This is a genomic window from Rhizobium sp. O111, from assembly GCF_055616315.1.
Genome location: NZ_JBSHXL010000001.1, coordinates 2491827 through 2510207 on the forward strand (window position 1 = coordinate 2491827; position 18381 = coordinate 2510207).

General features: G+C 62.8%; 16 protein-coding genes. 13 read left to right on the forward strand and 3 right to left on the reverse strand.

Going from position 1 to position 18381, the window contains the following annotated elements; genetic code table 11:
* Nucleotides 1-169: 169 nt before the first annotated feature.
* Nucleotides 170-2755 carry an HWE histidine kinase domain-containing protein gene (locus tag ACVTFQ_RS12720; protein WP_111564152.1) on the forward strand — a complete coding sequence of 862 codons (2586 nt, stop codon included), beginning with the start codon at nucleotides 170-172 and terminating at the stop codon, nucleotides 2753-2755.
* On the opposite strand, the gene ACVTFQ_RS12725 is transcribed toward ACVTFQ_RS12720, so the two are convergent.
* Entirely contained in the window at nucleotides 2750-3406 is a 657-nt protein-coding gene (locus tag ACVTFQ_RS12725) for a TetR family transcriptional regulator C-terminal domain-containing protein (protein WP_018897122.1), read from the reverse strand. The two genes, ACVTFQ_RS12720 and ACVTFQ_RS12725, sit on opposite strands and share 6 nt — an antisense overlap.
* A 298-nt stretch (nucleotides 3407-3704) precedes the next feature.
* Between ACVTFQ_RS12725 and ACVTFQ_RS12730 the strand changes: the two genes are divergently transcribed.
* The 5 genes from ACVTFQ_RS12730 to ACVTFQ_RS12750 all read left to right on the forward strand — a co-directional run bounded on the left by ACVTFQ_RS12730 (nucleotide 3705) and on the right by ACVTFQ_RS12750 (nucleotide 7415).
* Complete coding sequence (locus ACVTFQ_RS12730) at nucleotides 3705-4958, forward strand: Zn-dependent hydrolase (RefSeq protein ID WP_111564151.1); 1254 nt, start codon at nucleotides 3705-3707, stop codon at nucleotides 4956-4958.
* A gap of 52 nt (nucleotides 4959-5010) precedes the next feature.
* Nucleotides 5011-5208 carry a hypothetical protein gene (locus ACVTFQ_RS12735; protein ID WP_111564150.1) on the forward strand — a complete coding sequence of 66 codons (198 nt, stop codon included), beginning with the start codon at nucleotides 5011-5013 and terminating at the stop codon, nucleotides 5206-5208.
* A 45-nt stretch (nucleotides 5209-5253) separates the two neighbouring features.
* Nucleotides 5254-5460, forward strand: coding sequence for a hypothetical protein (locus ACVTFQ_RS12740; protein ID WP_111564149.1), 207 nt, complete (start codon nucleotides 5254-5256; stop codon nucleotides 5458-5460).
* A gap of 116 nt (nucleotides 5461-5576) precedes the next feature.
* On the forward strand, nucleotides 5577-7031 hold the full coding sequence (gene hydA, locus ACVTFQ_RS12745) for a dihydropyrimidinase (protein ID WP_111564148.1): 1455 nt from the start codon (nucleotides 5577-5579) through the stop codon (nucleotides 7029-7031).
* Nucleotides 7032-7034: 3 nt separating this feature from the next.
* Nucleotides 7035-7415: a hypothetical protein gene (locus tag ACVTFQ_RS12750; RefSeq protein WP_111564147.1), complete on the forward strand. Its 381-nt coding sequence runs from the start codon at nucleotides 7035-7037 to the stop codon at nucleotides 7413-7415.
* A gap of 2 nt (nucleotides 7416-7417) precedes the next feature.
* Here ACVTFQ_RS12750 and ACVTFQ_RS12755 read toward each other — a convergent pair whose 3' ends face one another.
* On the reverse strand, nucleotides 7418-7831 hold the full coding sequence (locus tag ACVTFQ_RS12755; RefSeq protein ID WP_047514486.1) for a cupin domain-containing protein: 414 nt from the start codon (nucleotides 7829-7831) through the stop codon (nucleotides 7418-7420).
* A gap of 95 nt (nucleotides 7832-7926) precedes the next feature.
* Here ACVTFQ_RS12755 and ACVTFQ_RS12760 point away from each other — a divergent pair, with 95 nt between their 5' ends.
* From ACVTFQ_RS12760 to ACVTFQ_RS12790, 7 genes are all read left to right on the forward strand, one after another.
* Complete coding sequence (locus ACVTFQ_RS12760) at nucleotides 7927-8715, forward strand: ABC transporter ATP-binding protein (protein ID WP_047514642.1); 789 nt, start codon at nucleotides 7927-7929, stop codon at nucleotides 8713-8715.
* 207 nt (nucleotides 8716-8922) lie between these two features.
* Nucleotides 8923-9807 (forward strand): ABC transporter permease, encoded by an 885-nt coding sequence (locus tag ACVTFQ_RS12765; protein WP_111564146.1) that lies wholly within the window; start codon nucleotides 8923-8925, stop codon nucleotides 9805-9807.
* A complete protein-coding gene (locus tag ACVTFQ_RS12770; protein WP_111564145.1) occupies nucleotides 9804-10925 on the forward strand; it encodes an ABC transporter permease in 1122 nt (373 codons plus the stop codon). Before ACVTFQ_RS12765 ends, ACVTFQ_RS12770 begins: the two co-directional genes overlap by 4 nt.
* 58 nt (nucleotides 10926-10983) lie before the next feature.
* Nucleotides 10984-11955, forward strand: a complete 972-nt coding sequence (locus tag ACVTFQ_RS12775) for an ABC transporter substrate-binding protein (protein WP_047514495.1) — start codon at nucleotides 10984-10986, stop codon at nucleotides 11953-11955.
* Nucleotides 11956-12370: 415 nt separating this feature from the next.
* Nucleotides 12371-13564, forward strand: a complete 1194-nt coding sequence (locus ACVTFQ_RS12780) for an efflux RND transporter periplasmic adaptor subunit (protein ID WP_111564144.1) — start codon at nucleotides 12371-12373, stop codon at nucleotides 13562-13564.
* A 13-nt stretch (nucleotides 13565-13577) separates the two neighbouring features.
* On the forward strand, nucleotides 13578-16874 hold the full coding sequence (locus ACVTFQ_RS12785) for an efflux RND transporter permease subunit (protein WP_111564143.1): 3297 nt from the start codon (nucleotides 13578-13580) through the stop codon (nucleotides 16872-16874).
* A gap of 202 nt (nucleotides 16875-17076) precedes the next feature.
* On the forward strand, nucleotides 17077-17787 hold the full coding sequence (locus ACVTFQ_RS12790; RefSeq protein ID WP_111564142.1) for a Crp/Fnr family transcriptional regulator: 711 nt from the start codon (nucleotides 17077-17079) through the stop codon (nucleotides 17785-17787).
* On the opposite strand, the gene ureG is transcribed toward ACVTFQ_RS12790, so the two are convergent.
* Nucleotides 17765-18376, reverse strand: a complete 612-nt coding sequence (ureG, locus tag ACVTFQ_RS12795) for an urease accessory protein UreG (protein ID WP_111564141.1) — start codon at nucleotides 18374-18376, stop codon at nucleotides 17765-17767. The two genes, ACVTFQ_RS12790 and ureG, sit on opposite strands and share 23 nt — an antisense overlap.
* Nucleotides 18377-18381 lie beyond the last annotated feature (5 nt).

Sequence of the window (18381 nt, forward strand, 5' to 3'; positions counted from 1 at the left end):
GCTCATTAGAGATCTGTCTCGCGTACCGAACCGAAAACTGGAAATCCCACAGCATGCCCCCTTGCAGCGCGCTTCGCGCCCACACCAGCGATTGCCACGCAGCGGCAGACGTTTTTCCAGTTCGCCCGATGGCAGACGCTGCCCCGTATGATCGGGAGCATGATCAGTCGTGAACGAGAATTCGAGCGAGAATTTCGGCAAGGTCGACCTCACCAATTGCGACCGCGAACCCATCCATCGCCTGGGCGCCATCCAGCCTTTCGGCTTCCTGCTCGTCGTGTCATCGGACTGGATGGTGGCGCGCGCATCCGCCAACCTGGAACAGTTCGTCGGCATCGCCTGCGATGAGATCATCGGCCAGCCCGTGTCGCGCGTCATCAGCGGCAAGACCATGCACACGCTGCGCAACCGGCTGAGCATCATGCGCGGGCCCGATGTGGTCGAGCGCCTCTTCGGCATCGAGCTCTCCGAAGGCGGCCCGCTTTTCGACATCGCCATCCACATGAGCGACGATCAGGTGGTGATCGAGGCAGAGCCCTCGCAGGAGGGCGCGCAAGGCGGCTCGCCGGTGTCGATCCGCAGCATGATGGGCCGTCTCGACCAGGCCGAAACGCTGGAAGCCTTCTTCCGCGAAGGTGCCCGCCAGGCCCGCGCGCTGACCGGCTTCGACCGCGTCATGGTCTACCGCTTCGACGAGAGCGGCGCCGGCGAGGTGGTGGCGGAAGCCGCGCGCGCCGGCATCGGCTCGTTCCTCGGCCTGCATTACCCGGCCTCAGACATTCCCGTGCAGGCGCGGGCGCTCTACACCCGAAATCTCTTCCGCATCATCGCCGACATCGACGCCGTCAACGTGCCGCTTGTGCCGGAGATAGATGCGCATGGGCGCTCGCTCGATCTCTCCATGTCGATCCTGCGCTCGGTGTCCCCCATCCACATCGAGTATCTGAAGAACATGGGCGTCGGCGCCTCGCTGTCGATCTCGATCGTCGTCGACGGCAAGCTCTGGGGCCTTTTTGCCTGCCACCACTACTCCGCCCGCCTGCCCTCCTTCGAGCGGCGCACGACATCGGAACTGTTCGGCCAGATGTTCGCCTCAAGGCTGGAGAGCCGCGAGCGGCGGCTTGCGCTCGAGTTCGAAACCAAGGCCCGCCAGATCGCCGACCGGCTGCTGACCTCGGTCGCCGACAATGCCAGCCTGCTCGACGATCCCTCCTGGCTGATCGATGCGCTGGCCGACGCGATCCCCGCCGATGGCATCGGCGTCTGGATCAATGGCCGCTCCGCGCTGAACGGCATCACGCCGTCGCAGGCCGAATTCGCCGAGCTCGTCCGCGTCCTCAACCGTAACTCCGCCGGCCGCGTGTTTTCGACCGACAGCATCGCTCAGACATGGCCGGGGACGATGTCCGGCGACATCGTGGCCGGGCTGATCGCCATTCCGATCTCGCGCTCGCCACGCGACTACGTGGTTCTCTTCCGCCAGGAGATCGTGCGCTCCGTGCGCTGGGCGGGCGATCCGCACAAGCCCGTCGAATACGGCCCGAACGGCCCGCGCCTGACGCCGCGCAAGAGCTTCGAGACATGGTCCGAGCTGGTGCGCCAGCACTCGCAGCCCTTCTCCGCCGCCGAACGCCGCGTTGCCGAAACCATTCGCGTCACGCTGATCGAGGTCGTGCTGCGGCTGACCGATGAAGCCAACGCCGTGCGCCAGCAGGCCAACGAACGGCAGGAACTGCTGATCGCCGAGCTGAACCACCGTGTGCGCAATATATTGAGCCTGATCAGCGGCTTGATCCGCCAGTCGCGCGGCACGACGGATAGCACCGACGAGTTCATCGGCCATCTCGAAGGCCGCGTTCAGGCGCTGTCGCGCGCACACGACCAGATCACCCGAGACCACTGGGCGCCGGCACCGCTGCGCGCCCTGTTGCAGGCCGAAGCCGCCGCCTATCTCGGCCCGAATGCCGCGCGCATCATCATGAACGGGCCGGAAGTGCTGCTCGCGCCGCAGGCCTTTTCGATATCGGCGCTGGTGTTCCACGAACTGGTCACCAACAGCGCCAAATACGGCAGCCTCTGCGACAGCGGCACCGTCGGGGTCGATTGGCACAAGGACGACGCCGGCAATCTCTTCATCCACTGGCGCGAAAGTGATGGGCCGCCCGTCAAGCAGCCGACCCGCCAGGGCTTCGGCACCACGATCATCCGCCGCTCGATCCCCTATGAGCTCGGCGGCCAGGCGGATGTGCGCTATGAGCCTGAAGGCCTTGAGGCGCATTTCCTGATCCCCGAGAAGTTCGCGACCTTCGCCGATGGCGCGGTCTCGCTTCTGCCGGAGCAATCGCTGCAATCGGCCAAGGCCATTCTGGAGACGATCAAGGATCGGCCGCTGGACGGGCTCGACATCCTGCTCGTCGAGGACAATCTCATCATCGCCATGGATGGTGAAGACATCTTCCTGCAACTCGGCGCCCATAGCGTGTCGCTGGCCCCGAATGTCTCGAACGCCTTGGCAGTCATAGAAAACCGCAAATTCGACCTGGCCGTTCTGGACGTCCATCTCGGCGAGGAAACGAGCATCGCCGTGGCCGAAAGGCTGGCGGCAAAGGGCGTGCCGCTGATCCTGGCGACGGGTTACGGCGAAGGGGTATCGCAGGCCTATGGCGCCCTCGGCGCCAATCTGCTGCAGAAGCCCTACACGATCGAGAGCGTCGCAAGCGCTCTATCGCGCATCGCGCCGATCGTTAAATCATGATGCCGGCTGGTTCGTCCGCACGCTGAGACCATCCACGAAGAGCTGCTCGAGAAAGCGCGCCGCGTCCTCGAACCGCCCCTCGCCGGATTGCCCCTGCCCGAGAACGGCACGCACCTGCACGTCGAAGTCGGCGTAGTGCTGCGTCGTCGACCAGATCGAGAAGATCAGGTGGTAGGGATCGCACTTGACGATCTTGCCGGCCTTTGCCCAGGCACGGATGACCGCCGCCTTCTCGTCGACGAGCTCCTTCAGCGGCCCCTTCAGCTCGTCCTCGATATGCGGCGCGCCCTGCAGCACCTCATTGGCGAACAGGCGACTCTCGCGCGGAAAATCCCGCGCCATTTCCAGCTTGCGGCGGATATAGCCACGGATCTCGCTCTCGGGATTGCCTTGCGCATTGAAAGCGCGCAGCGGCTCGAGCCAGGTGAACAGCACGCGGTCGATCAGCGCCCGGTGCATCGCTTCCTTGGTGCGGAAGTAATAGAGCAGATTGGGCTTCGACATGCCCGCCACTTCGGCGATCTGGTCGATCGTCGATCCGCGAAAACCGCTCACCGAAAACACATCGAGCGCCGCTTCCAGGATCTGTTCTTCTTTCTCCTCCTGGATGCGGGTGCGCCGCTGTGTTTTCGCAGCTCTCGGTATCGCCATGTCGCTAATTTTTCTCTTTCAAATTCAACTATTTCAGTCAACTTTAACAATCGGCGATCCGCTGCCAAAAAACCGGGCATATGCCCTGAATTTTGTCTGTATTTTTCCTGATTTTCGCCTTGAGCCAGACGCCGGAAGTTGTAATGTTTACCAGTCGGTCAAATTATCCGTCAGAAGCAAATCAAAGGCAACTGACGATTTTCAGACGCCAATAAAACAAACAAAGGCGCTGAAATTGGCCCCGGGAACAAGCGGACATGCTGACGCATGCCGCATAAAACTGGTGAGGAATACGGATATGGTGGCAGCACCAGGCGAGAACATGCGCGTCAACGGAGACCGTCTCTGGGACAGTCTCATGGATATGGCGAAGATCGGCCCGGGGATTGCGGGCGGCAACAACCGCCAGACGCTGACCGACGCCGATGCCGAAGGCCGCAGCCTCTTCAAGACATGGTGCGACGCCGCGGGCATGACCATGGGCGTAGACAAGATGGGCACGATGTTCGCGACCCGCCCCGGCACCGATCCCGAGGCGCTCCCCGTCTATGTCGGCTCGCATCTGGATACGCAGCCGACCGGCGGCAAGTATGACGGCGTTCTCGGCGTGCTCGCCGCGCTCGAGGTCGTGCGCACGATGAACGACTTGGGGCTGAAGACCAAGCACCCCATCGTCGTCACCAACTGGGCCAACGAGGAAGGCGCCCGCTTCGCCCCTGCCATGCTCGCCTCAGGCGTCTTCGCCGGTGTCCACGACATCGACTACGCCTATTCCCGCAAGGATCCTGATGGAAAGACCTACGGCGACGAGCTGAAGCGTATCGGCTGGCTGGGCGAAGAAGAGGTCGGCGCTCGAAAGATGCACGCCTATTTCGAATATCACATCGAGCAGGGCCCGATCCTCGAAGCCGAAAACAAGCAGATCGGCGTCGTCACCCACTGCCAGGGCCTCTGGTGGCTGGAATTCACGCTGACAGGCCGAGAAGCCCACACCGGCTCCACACCGATGAACCTGCGCGTCAACGCCGGGCTCGCGATGTCCCGCATCATGGAAATGGTACAGGCCGTGGCGATGGGCGAGCAGCCGGGCGCCGTCGGCGGCGTCGGCCAGGTCTTCTTCTCGCCCAACTCACGCAACGTCCTGCCGGGCAAGGTGGTCTTCACCGTCGACATCCGCACGCCCGACCAGACCAAGCTCGACCGCATGCGCGCGACGATCGAGGCCGAGGCCGCGAAAATCTGCGAAGCTCTCGGCGTCGGCTGCTCGGTCGAGGCCGTCGGCCATTTCGACCCCGTCACCTTCGACCCGAAGCTGGTGGACGCCGTCCGCAACGCCGCCGATCGCCTCGGCTACAGCCACATGAACATCATCTCCGGCGCCGGCCACGACGCCTGCTGGGCCGCCAAGGTGGCGCCAGCAACCATGGTCATGTGCCCCTGCGTCGGCGGTCTCAGCCACAACGAGGCGGAGGAGATCTCCAAGGAGTGGGCCTCGGCCGGCGCGGATGTTTTGTTTCACGCGGTGGTGGAGACGGCGGAGATTGTGGCGTGATCCAATTGCGCCTATATTCCAGGGGTGAGTTCCCGCCAACGGAGGCTGGTGCATGTCAACTGACAACCTCATCCTTGAACATTTGCGTGCCATCCGTGGCACGGTTGAGCGATTGTCCGACGACATACTGGTCATCAAGCAGCGTCTCGGCAGCCTCGAACATCAATACGCGACCATTTCGACACGGCTTGACCGCCTTGATGAACGCGTCCTGCGCATCGAAAAGCGGCTTGAGCTCGTCGACGGTTGAGGGCAACCGGCGTCGTCTGCGCTTCTGTCTCAAAGGGATTGAGCAATGTCAGACAAGGTCACCAACGAGCTTATCTACGAAACGCTCAAGCGGATTCAGGAAACGCTCGGATCGCACACGCAGTATCATCTCGAAACCAAGGAGCGGCTTGGTTTTCTCGAACAGCAATATGCAAGCATCTCGCGGCGCGTCGATCGCATCGATGAACGCCTTGAGCGCGTCGAGCGCAGGCTCGACCTCGTGGAGACCTGAGCCAGCCTTCAACGAGCATTTTCCGGAAGGCGTATTTCATATTCATTAGACTGCTGGACACGGCGCGACGGCACCGTGAACGGTGCCCCGTCTCATAAAAACAGGGAACCCGACCAATGAGCACAGTCATCAAGAACGGCACCATCGTCACCGCCGACCTGACCTACAAGGCGGATGTGAAGGTCGATGGCGGCAAGATCGTCGAGATCGGGCCCAACCTCTCCGGAACCGAAACGCTCGATGCTACCGGCTGCTACATCATGCCCGGCGGCATCGATCCGCACACCCATCTCGAAATGCCCTTCATGGGCACCTATTCTTCCGACGACTTCGACAGCGGCACGCGCGCCGCACTTGCCGGCGGCACCACGATGGTGGTCGACTTCGCGCTCCCCGCCCCCGGCCAGTCGCTGCTCGAAGCACTCACCATGTGGGACAACAAGTCGACCCGCGCCAATTGCGACTATTCCTTCCACATGGCGATCACCTGGTGGAGCGAGCAGGTCTTCAACGAGATGAAGACGATCGTTCAGCACAAGGGCATCAACACCTTCAAGCACTTCATGGCCTACAAGGGCTCGCTGATGGTGAACGACGACGAGATGTTCGCCTCCTTCCAGCGTTGCGCCGAGCTTGGCGCGCTGCCGCTGGTTCACGCCGAAAACGGTGACGTCGTCGCTTCCATGTCGGCGAAGCTGCTCGCTGAAGGCAACAACGGTCCCGAGGCACACGCCTACTCCCGCCCGGCGGAAGTCGAGGGTGAGGCCACCAACCGCGCCATCATGATCGCCGATATGGCCGGCTGCCCCGTCTATATCGTCCACACCTCCTGCGAACAGGCCCACGAAGCCATCCGCCGCGCCCGCCAGAAGGGCATCCGCGCCTATGGCGAACCGCTGATCCAGCACCTGACGCTCGATGAAAGCGAATATTTCGACAAGGACTGGGACCACGCCGCCCGCCGCGTCATGTCGCCCCCCTTCCGCAACAAGCAGCACCAGGACAGTCTCTGGGCCGGCCTCGCCTCCGGTTCGCTGCAGGTCGTCGCCACCGACCACTGCGCATTTACGACAGAGCAGAAGCGCTACGGCGTCGGCGATTTCACCAAGATCCCGAATGGCACCGGCGGCCTGCAGGACCGCATGCCGATGCTCTGGACCTACGGCGTCAACACCGGCCGCCTGACGATGAACGAATTCGTCGCCGTCACCTCCACCAACATCGCCAAGATCCTCAACATCTACCCCCGCAAGGGCGCCATCCTCGTCGGCGCTGATGCCGACCTCGTGGTCTGGGACCCGAAGCGCTCCAAGACGATTTCGGCCAAGACCCAGCAATCCGCGATCGATTACAACGTCTTCGAGGGCAAGCAGGTCACCGGCCTGCCGCGCTACACGCTGAGCCGTGGTGTTGTCGTCGTCGAGGAGGAGACGATGAAGACCCGCGAGGGCCATGGCGAGTTCGTCAAGCGCGAACCGGTCACCGCCGTCTCGAAGGCGCTCTCCACCTGGAAGGAAATCACCGCGCCGCGCAAGGTCGAACGATCGGGCATTCCGGCAAGCGGGGTGTGATCGATGGCGCGCGGCAGGCTGGTTCTTACTCTCGTTTCGCTTGCCGCGCTGACCTCCGCGGCAAGCGCCGACACCTTGCCGATCAAGGGGAGCTACGGCAACAAGGACGGTTGCGCCTACGCCAAGTCGGGCGAATCCACCGGATCGGAAAGTTTCTTCCTGCTGACATCGGAAGCCATCACCACGGCGGCCTCCGCCTGCACCATCGAGAAGGTGCTGAAGACCGAGGGCAAGAACTTCACCGCCAAGGTCTCCTGCGAGGCCGAAGGCGAAGAAGCGGCAAGCGAGGACACGGCAAAGATCACCTATGGCCTGAAAGGCTACACCATCGGTTTCACCTCGGATGCCGGCATAAAGTGGGGGCCACTGCCACTATGCAAGTGACATCACACCGGCACGTTCCCATCCAGCTCCGGCAAGAGCACGACGCTCTCCTGCTCGTTGGGATCGGTGCGCGCGATGATCGCCGTGCACGGCGTGCTGCTGAGGTTCGCCGGCAGGTGCGGCACGCCGGCGGGGATGTAGAAGAGCTCGCCGGCATGCACGATGACGTGGTGCTCGAGGTCGTCGCCGTACCAGGTGTGCGCCTCGCCCGACAGCATGTAGATCGCCGTCTCGTGCGCCTCGTGCAGATGCGCCTTGGCGCGCACGCCGGGCGGGATAGTCAGAAGATGCATGCAGATGCCCTTGGCGCCGACCGTCTCGGCGGCAATGCCCTGGAAATAGCTCAGCCCCTGCTTTCCGTCGTAGGAATGGTCGGGGCGCACGATATGGCAGGTCGGTTTTGATGTCGCATCCATCGTCGTCCTCCTCAAAGCTTGCCGGCGCGGCCCAAACCGCCACTAATGATATCACGCAAACCGCCGCCGCGCGGGGAAAACAGGATCGATCCGCATTGACGCAAGCTGCCTCCGTCGTATCCGCCAAGGATCTGTGTCTCACCTACCAGGCCAATGACGCGCCGGTGCATGCGCTGAGCAACGTCAACCTCGATGTCCGCAAAGGTGACTTCGTCTCCTTCATCGGCCCATCGGGCTGCGGCAAGACCACCTTCCTGCGGGTTATCGCCGATCTTGAGAAGAAGACTTCGGGCGATATCACGGTCAACGGCATGACGCCGGAGGAAGCCCGCAAGGCCCGCGCCTACGGCTATGTCTTCCAGGCGCCGGCGCTCTATCCCTGGCGCACCATCGATAAGAACATCGCGCTGCCGCTCGAGATCATGAACTACCCGGCCGATGAGCGACAGAAGCGCATCGCCGAGGCGCTCGATCTGGTTGGTCTCACCGGCTTCGAGAAGAAGTTTCCCTGGCAACTCTCCGGCGGCATGCAGCAGCGCGCCTCGATCGCCCGCGCGCTCGCCTTCGACGCCGACCTGTTGTTGATGGACGAGCCCTTCGGCGCGCTGGACGAGATCGTCCGCGACCACCTGAACGAGGAACTGCTGAAGCTCTGGGCGCGCACCAACAAGACCATCTGCTTCGTCACCCACTCGATCCCCGAGGCGGTCTATCTCTCGACCAAGATCGTCGTCATGTCCCCCCGCCCCGGCCGCGTCACCGATATCATCGACTCGCCGCTTCCCCGCGAACGCCCGCTGGATATCCGTGAGAGCCCGGAGTTCCTCGAGATCGCTCACCGCGTGCGGGACGGGCTGAGAGCGGGGCATAGTTATGAGCATTGAAGGTCGGCTTTCTGTGGCTACCCCCCTCTGCCCTGCCGGGCATCTCCCCCACAAGGGGGGAGATCGACCCGCGGTGAGGTCTTCGTCAAACTTTGAGGTAGGAGCGAGCGGGCTAGCCCAGCCAATCTCCCCCCTTGTGGGGGAGATGTCCGGCAGGACAGAGGGGGGTAACTCACGGCACACCCTCGCCAATGCGAGGCAAGCCGCATGACCCCCGACACCCTCAAAGACAAGATCATCCCCGTCACCACCATCCTGGCCGCCCTCGTCGCCATCTGGTACGTCGCGGCCATCCTGATGAACGCCTCCTTCCAGCGCGACATGGACACCCGCGCCGGCCAGACCCCGACCACGATGGAGTTCATCGAAAAAACCCTCTCGCAGCCAAAGCCGCTCCTGCCTGCCCCGCACCAGGTGGCGCAGAACGTCTTCGAGAACACCTTCTTGCGCAAGCTCACGAGCAACCGCAGCCTCGTCTATCACTCGGGCGTCACCCTCTCCTCCACCGTGCTCGGCTTCACCCTCGGCACGCTGCTCGGCATCCTGATCGCCGTCGGCATCGTCCATATAAAGGCGCTCGACCGCAGCCTGATGCCGTGGATCATCACCTCGCAGACCATCCCGATCCTGGCGATCGCGCCGATGGTGATCGTCGTATTGGGCGCCATCAACATCACCGGCCTGATCCCCAAGGCGCTGATCTCGACCTATCTGTCCTTCTTCCCCATCACCGTGGGCATGGTGAAAGGCCTGCGCTCGCCTGAGGTCATGCTGCTCGACCTGATGCGCACCTATAATTCCTCGGCAGCCCAGACCTTTTGGAAGCTGCGCGTGCCGGCCTCCGTGCCCTATCTCTTCACCTCCATGAAGGTGGCGATTGCGGCCAGCCTCGTCGGCGCCATCGTCGGTGAGCTGCCGACGGGAGCGGTGGCCGGTATCGGCTCCAAGCTGCTCGCCGGCTCCTATTACAGCCAGACCATCGACATCTGGGCGGCGCTGATCGCCGGCTCGTTGCTGGCGGCACTCCTGATCATGGTCGTCAGCATCGCCGCCAAGATCGTTGATCGCGCCATGGGCGGGAGGTCGGCATGAAGAACGCATCCTGGCAGGCGATCGTCGCCCTCCTCCTCACCATCGCGGCCGCGGCAACGCTGCCGCTGTTCTCCGCCGCATCAGGCAAGCCACCATCGACAGGCATGACGGCGATCACCTTCATCCTGATCGCGGCATCCGCCCTCATCTCTCTGCTGCCGCAATCGAAGACCAGCCGCGCGACGGTGCTCTTCATCGGCGCCCATGGCGGCGCCTGGCTGCTGCTGTCGAGCCTGAGTGGGAACGAAGGCTACGCGGCGAAACCCTTCTTCCTGCTGATGACGGCCTGCTGGCTGCTCGCCTGGCGCACCGTCAGCGAGATCGTCGAAATCAGGACCAGCTCGCGCGCCGATGATACCGCCCTGCGGCTGCTCGTGCCCGCGATCTTCGGCGCCTGGATCCTGATCCTCTGGGAAACAGCCACGCGCGGCGCCGGCATCCCCTTCGTGCTTTTGCCGCCGCCGAGCGCCATTGCCGCGCGCATCGTCGGGTCGCTCCCGATACTCGGCGATGACGTCAGGCAGACGATCTTCAAGGCCGTGCTTGCGGGTTATGTCATCGGCTGCGGCGCCGGCTTCGTCGTCGCCATCCTCGCCGATCGCGTCGCCTTCCTGCGCCGTGGCCTGCTGCCGATCGGCAACATGGTCTCGGCGCTGCCGATGATCGGCGTCGCCCCGATCATGGTTATGTGGTTCGGCTTCGACTGGCAGTCCAAGGCCGCTGTTGTCGTCATCATGACCTTCTTCCCGATGTTGGTGAACACCGTCGCCGGCCTTGCCGCCTCCGGTCCGATGGAACGCGACCTGATGCAGACCTACGCCTCCAGCTACTGGCAGACGCTCCTGAAACTGCGTCTGCCGGCGGCCATGCCTTTCATTTTCAATGCATTGAAGATCAACTCGACGCTGGCGCTGATCGGTGCCATCGTCGCGGAGTTCTTCGGTACGCCGATCGTCGGCATGGGCTTCCGCATCTCCACCGAGATCGGCCGCATGAATGTCGACATGGTCTGGGCCGAAATCGCCGTTGCGGCGCTGGCTGGCTCGATCTTTTATGGCGTCGTCGCCCTCGCTGAGCGGGCGGTGACGTTCTGGCATCCGTCTATCCGTGGTGGCTAGGCGTCATTTATTCCCGACACTGGGGTCGGGCGTAGAGAAAGAAAGAGGGAACAAGAAAATGAAAAAACTGGTTCTTGCAATGATGGCGAGCGCCATGGCGATGGCGGCAAGCCACGCGATGGCCGCCGACAAGGTGACGCTTCAGCTGAAGTGGGTCGCCCAGTCGCAGTTCGCCGGCTACTACGTCGCCAAGGAGAAGGGTTACTACGAAGAGGAAGGCCTCGACGTCGACATCAAGCCGGGTGGGCCTGATATCGCGCCGGAGCAGGTGATCGCCGGCGGCGGCGCCGATGTGATCGTCGACTGGATGGGCGGCGCGCTGGTTGCCCGCGAAAAGGGCGTTCCGCTCGTCAACATCGCCCAGCCTTTCCAGAAGTCGGGCATGGAACTGATCTGCCGCAAGGATGGCCCGATCAAGACCGAAGCCGACTTCAAGGGCCACACGCTCGGCGTCTGGTTCTTCGGCAACGAATATCCCTTCTTCGCCTGGATGAACAAGATCGGCCTGAAGACCGATGGCGGCAAGGACGGTGTGACCGTGCTCAAGCAGAGCTTCGACGTGCAGCCGCTCCTGCAGAAGCAGGCCGATTGCATCTCCGTCATGACCTATAACGAATACTGGCAGGCGATCGATGCCGGCTTCAAGCCGGAAGAGCTGACGGTCTTCAACTACACCGCCATGGGCAACGACCTGCTCGAGGACGGCCTCTACGCCAACGAGGAAAAGCTAAAGGACCCGGCCTTCAAGGAAAAGATGGCCAAGTTCGTCAAGGCTTCGATGAAGGGCTGGAAGTATGCCGTCGAGAACCCCGATGATGCAGCCGAGATCGTCGTCGATGCAGGCGGTCAGGACGAAAACCACCAGAAGCGGATGATGAGCGAAGTGGCCAAGCTGATCGGCGACGGCACCGGCAAGCTCGACACCACGCTCTACGACCGCACCGCCAAGGCCCTGCTCGACCAGAAGATCATCAGCAAGGAACCGACGGGCGCCTGGACGCACGACATCACCGACGCGGCCGCCAAGTAAGAAGCGGCGACCAAGTCGCATCAATGAACGAGGAACGCGCGGGCTGGCACCGCGCGTTTTTCATTTAAATCACAAAAAATTCGTGGCGTTGTCGGATCAGCGTCGGCTGGCGCGTCATAGGAATGACGGAATTGCGGATCAACAAACCGAATGTCGGCATCACGGAATGGTGATTGATCTCGGCCGTCGAGATTACTAATGTGCGCCGCGAGGAATTATTTTCTGCCGGGCTTGCGCGTGGGGCAAAACGATACCACGTACATGTCGGATTTGCCGGACGAGGGTCATCTTACGGAGTAAGAGACGGCAATGATGCGGGAATATTTCTGAGCTTGCACTTACGGGAGAAGGCCTTCGCGAGCTGAGGACAAGGCGCGAGTTTGGCCAACCTTTTTCAAAGACTGGACAAAGACGCATGGTACGCATGACGCCTAAAACTCTACGCGCCTCCACCCTGATCGCGGCTGCCTTTGCCGCATCGGTCGCGTTCGCGCAGGAAAACCAGCCGCCCAAGGCACAGCAGAACCTGCCCGTGATCGTGGTCACGACTGCGGCCAAGCGCGCGCTGGTCGATCGCGTCATCGGCACCGGCACGATCCGCCCGATCGAGGAAGTCTATATCCAGCCGCAGGTCGAGGGTCTCTCCATCCGCGCGCTCAACGTCGATGTCGGCGACAAGGTTACGGCCGACAGCACGCTTGCCACGCTGAATGATGATGCGCTGGTGCTGCAGAAGGCGCAGATGATGGCGACCAAGGCCAAGGGCGAGGCAAGTCTCGCCCAGCTCCGCGCCCAGCTGGTCGAAGCCAAGGCCAATGCCGAGCAGGCCCGCCTGCAGCAGTCGCGCGCCGACGAGATGGGCAAGAAGGGCACCGTCTCCACCGCCCAGGTCGAGCAGGCCGACGCGACCGCTGCGACCGCCAATGCGCGCGTCTCCTCGGCGGAACAGGCAATCGAGGTGGCGATCGCCGACCTGAAGGTGATCGACAGCCAGATCGCCGATGCCGACCTGAAGCTGGCGCGCACGGACGTGAAGACGCCGGTTTCAGGCGTGATCTCGGCCAAGAACGCCCGCATCGGCGCCATTGCCGCCGGCACCGGCGAACCGATGTTCACCGTCATCAAGGATAGCGCCATAGAGCTCGTCGCCGAGCTTTCGGAAACCGATATCCAGAAGATCAAGGTCGGCCAGCGCGCCATCGTCACGCTGTCCGGCAACCGCACGAAGATCGAAGGCAAGGTCAGGATCGTCTCCCCGACGGTCGACCAGTCCACCCGCCTCGGCCTCGTGCACATCTATATCGACGACGAGAGTGCTGCCCGCTCCGGCATGTATGCCAGCGCCGACATCATCGTCGCCGAAAAGAACGACATCGCCCTGCCGCTGTCGGCGGTCACCACAGGCCGTAACGGCTCCACCGCCCGCAAGGTCGAGGACGGCGTCGTCAAGCAGGTGAAGGTGACGACAGGTATCCAGGATGGTGGCTTCGTCGAGATCTCGGAAGGCCTGAAGGAAGGCGACACCGTCGTCGCCAAGGCCGGCGCCTTCGTTCGCGATGGCGACAAGATCACCCCTGTCACCGAAGCCGTATCGGCACAATCGAACTGACCGAGGCCAATCCATGAATTTCTCCGCATGGTCGATCCGAAATCCGATTGCGCCGCTGCTCGCCTTCGCGCTGCTGGTGTTCGTGGGCATCCAGGCCTTCTACAAGCTGCCGATCACCCGCTTCCCGAATATCGACGTTCCCGTCGTCTCCATCACCGTCACACAGAGCGGCGCCTCGCCGGCCGAGCTCGAAATGCAGGTGACGAAGGAGGTCGAGGACGCGGTCGCCTCCATCAGCGGCATCGATGAAATCCAGTCGACGGTCACCGACGGCCTGTCGCAGACGGTTGTCGTCTTCCGCATCGAGAAGCCGACCGCCGAAGCCGTTCAGGACACCAAGGACGCGGTCGACAAGATCCGCAGTGACCTTCCCGCCGGCATCGAGGAACCGATCGTCACCAAGGTCGATGTCGAAGGACAGGCGATCCAGACGTTTGCCGTCTCCTCCCCCAACATGACGCTTGAGGAGCTGTCCTGGTTCGTCGACGACACCGTCAAGCGCGCCCTTCAGGGCCAGCCCGGCATCGGCCGCATCGACCGCTACGGCGGCGCCGACCGCGAAGTGCGTGTCTCGCTCGATCCCGGCAAGCTCGACGCCTATGGCATCACCGCCGCCGACGTGAACCAGCAGCTGCGCGGCACCAACGTCAACCTCGGCTCCGGCCGCGGCCAGGTCGCCGGCAACGAGCAGACGATCCGCACGCTGGGTGACACGCGCGACGTCTCGCAGCTCAACACGACCACGATCAGTCTGCCGAACGGCCGCTTCGTCAAGCTCTCCGAGCTCGGCACGATCGACGACACCTACGAGGAGCAGAAATCCTTCTCGCGCTTCAACGGCACGCCGTCGGTCACCTTCGCCGTGTTCCGCGCCAAGGGCGCCAGCGAAGTCTCTGTCGCCGAAACCGTGTCGGAAAGCCTGACGGAGATCCGCAAGGCCAATCCGAACGTCAAGATCGAGATGGTGGATGACAGCGTCTACTTCACCTACGGAAACTATGAAGCGGCCCTTCACACGCTGATCGAAGGCTCGATCCTCGCCGTCATCGTCGTCTTCCTCTTCCTGCGCAACTGGCGCGCGACGCTGATTGCCGCCGTGGCGCTGCCCTTGTCGGCCATTCCGACCTTCTGGATCATGGATATCATGGGGTTCTCGCTGAACCTTGTGAGCTTCCTGGCGCTGACGCTCGCAACCGGTATTCTCGTCGACGACGCGATCGTCGAGATCGAGAACATCGCCCGCCATATCAAGATGGGCAAGACGCCCTACAAGGCAGCGCTGGAAGCCGCTGACGAAATCGGCCTCGCCGTTATCGCAACCAGCTTCACCATCATCGCTGTCTTCGTGCCGGTGTCATTCATGCCTGGCATCGCCGGCCAGTATTTCATCCAGTTCGGCCTGACGGTCGCCTTCTCCGTCTTCTTCTCGCTCGTTGTGGCGCGCCTCATCACACCCTTGATGGCCGCCTATCTGATGCGCGCGGAAGACGGCATGGAAGACCATCACGACAATGACGGCACGATCATGCGCGGCTATACGCGCCTGGTCACCGGCACCACGCGCAAATGGTACTGGCGCTACACGACGCTGCTCTGCGCCATCGCCTTCCTGATCGGCTCGATGATGTTGCTCAGCCGCGTGCCCGGCAGCTTCATGCCGCCGGACGATTCCTCACGCGTCGTGCTCTCCGTCGAGCTGCCGCCGAACGCCACGCTCGAAGACACGGCCGCAGCCTCGACCAAGGTCTACGACGCCGTGCGCGGGATCGACGGCGTGGAAAGCGTCTTTGTTCTAGGCGGCGCATCGCCCAAGGGCGATCTCGAACTGCGCCGCGCCACCGTGCGCGTCATCCTCGGCAACATCGATCACTCCCTGCTGAAGACCCTCGTCAACAAGGGTCTCGGCGGGCTGCCTGTTATCGGCAAGCTGATCCCAAAGATGGAAGAACACGGCCGCACGCGTCCGCAGTGGGATGTGGAAAAGGATATCTTCGCCGCAGTGCGCGGTATCCCTGACGTGCGCATCTCCAAGGTCAACGACCGCGCCGAACGCGACCTCACCTTCAACTTCCTCTCCTCCAACGAGGACGACCTGAACGAGGCCGTCAGCCTGCTGGAATCGAAGCTGCGCGCGTCGCCGATCCTGGCGAACGTCTCTTCCGAAGGCGCCCTGCCCCGTCCGGAACTGCAGATCCGCCCACGCATGGCCGAAGCTTCACGCCTCGGCATTACGCCGCAGCAGATCTCCGAGACGATCCGCGTCGCCACCATCGGCGATATCGACGCCAACCTCGCCAAGATCTCGCTCGATGACCGGCAGATCCCGATCCGCGTGCAGGCATCGCTCGATGTCCGCCGCGATCTGGCCGCCATTCGCGCCATCAAGATCAAGACGGCGAGCGGCGCCAGCGTTCCGCTCTACAGCGTCGCCGATGTCGACTATTCGGAAGGTCCGAGCTCGATCAAGCGCAACAACCGCAACCGCGTCGTCGCCATCGGCTCCGACGTGCCCTTCGGCACGGCGCTCGATACCTCGACCGCCGAGTTCAAACGCATCGTCTCCGAAACCGAGCTGCCGAAGAGCGTGCATCTGGCCGAAAGCGGTGACGCCAAGGTTCAGGGTGAAATGGTCCAGAGCTTCGGCAATGCCATGCTGATGGGCCTGATGCTGGTTCTGGTCGTTCTGATCCTGCTCTTCAAGGACGTGATCCAGCCCTTCACCATCCTGTTCTCGCTGCCGCTTGCGATCGGCGGCGTGGCACTGGCGCTGATCGTCACCCAGAACGCGCTCTCCATGCCTGTTTTGATCGGCATCCTGATGCTGATGGGTATCGTCACCAAGAACGCGATCCTGCTCGTCGATTTCGCGATCGAGATGAAGCGGCATGGGATGGAACGTGTCGAAGCCATGGTGGAAGCCGGCCGCAAGCGCGCCCGCCCGATCATCATGACCTCGATCGCCATGTCGGCGGGTATGCTTCCCTCGGCGCTCGGTGTCGGCGAAGGCGGCTCGTTCCGCTCGCCGATGGCAATCGCCGTGATCGGCGGCATCATCGTATCGACGGTGCTCTCGCTCGTCGTCGTGCCCTCCTTCTTCCTGATCATGGACGACCTCTCCCGCCTGCTCGGCTGGCTGTTCGGCCGCCTTGTCGGCAAGAAGGACGAAGAGCAGCTGCCGCTCTCGCCCGAGGAACTCACAACCGCCGTCACCAGCCTCGACGGCCGCGTCACCGCGATCGAGAAGCCCGACGACAAGAAGGGCAAATCCGGCGGCAACGTCGTCCGCCTGCCGCCCTTCGCGGCGGAATAAACGGATGAAATGAAAAAGCCGGGGTTCGCCCCGGCTTTTGATCTTCGGCTTCATGAAATGTCCGCAAGTGGCGCATGGCTGCGACCTCAGGCTTTCTTGTTTCTTGCTCCCACTTGATGCAGATCAACTTTCACCGCAACCATTCCGGCTAGTTTAAGCGCATGGCAGGCGCGGCCTGCGACCGACGAATGTGGAGAAAGAGATGACGACGGGCTTGAAACTGAGCAATGTGCACAAGGCCATGCTTGGCGAAACCATTCTTTTTTCCGGCCTCAACCGGGATGAGCGCAACGCGCTTCTCGCTTGCGCAACCATCGTACGCTACCAGACGCATGACATCCTGTTTCATCAGGGCGAACGCGGCGAGTATTTCTATTGCGTGCTGACGGGCTTTGCCCGGCTCTATCGCCTCGGCGGCGACAATCAGGAAGGCGACATCCGCATCTGCGAGCCCGGCGACAGCTTCGCCGAATGCCTGGTCACGGATGGCGGCGATTATCGCTATGGCGCCCAGGCCATGGAGCACTCGATCTTCGCGCGCTTCAATCTCGAACAGGTCCGGGCGCTGGTCGAGCACCGGCCGCATATCGGCATCGCCATCATGCGCAGCCTCTCGCAGCACCTTCTATCGACGATCGACTGCCTGGCGAGCGACCGCATGCAGACCGCACCCCAGCGCGTCGCGACCTATCTGCTCACCCATTGCAAGCCGGAAGGACTGGCGGCGAAGATGCGGCTTCCCTTCCAGAAGAGCCTCTTGGCGCGCAAGCTCGGGCTGGCGCCCGAGGCGCTCTCCCGCGCCTTCTCGTCGCTGCGCGCCGCCGGCGTTACCGTCAGCGGCCGCTCGATCGAGATCAGCAATCTCAACGTCCTGAAGACGATCCCGGCGATTACAGGCCGCCATGCACCTTGAGGAAATCGACGATGGCGCCGATGCCATCGCCGCGTTTCATGTCTGAGAACACGAAGGGGCGCGTATCGCGCATGCGCGTCGCGTCGCGGTCCATCACGTCGAGATCGGCGCCGACATAGGGAGCGAGGTCCTTCTTGTTGATGACGAGAAGGTCCGACTTGGTGATCCCGGGCCCGCCCTTGCGCGGGATTTCCTCACCCTGGCAGACCGAGATCACGTAGATGGTGATGTCTGCAAGATCGGGCGAGAAGGTCGCGGCCAGATTGTCGCCGCCCGATTCGATGAAGACCACGTCGAGATCGGGAATGCGCTCGTTGAGGCCGGCAATGGCCTGCAGGTTGATCGTGGCGTCCTCGCGAATGGCCGTGTGCGGGCAACCGCCCGTTTCCACGCCGACGATACGCTCCGACGGCAGCGCCTGCATGCGCATCAGCGCCTCGGCATCCTCAGTTGTGTAGATGTCATTGGTGACGACGGCGACCGAATATTCGTCGCGCATCGCCTTGCAGAGCTTTTCCGTCAACGCCGTCTTGCCCGAGCCGACCGGTCCGCCGATGCCGACCCGTAGAGGTCCATTTCCTGATTTCATATCGT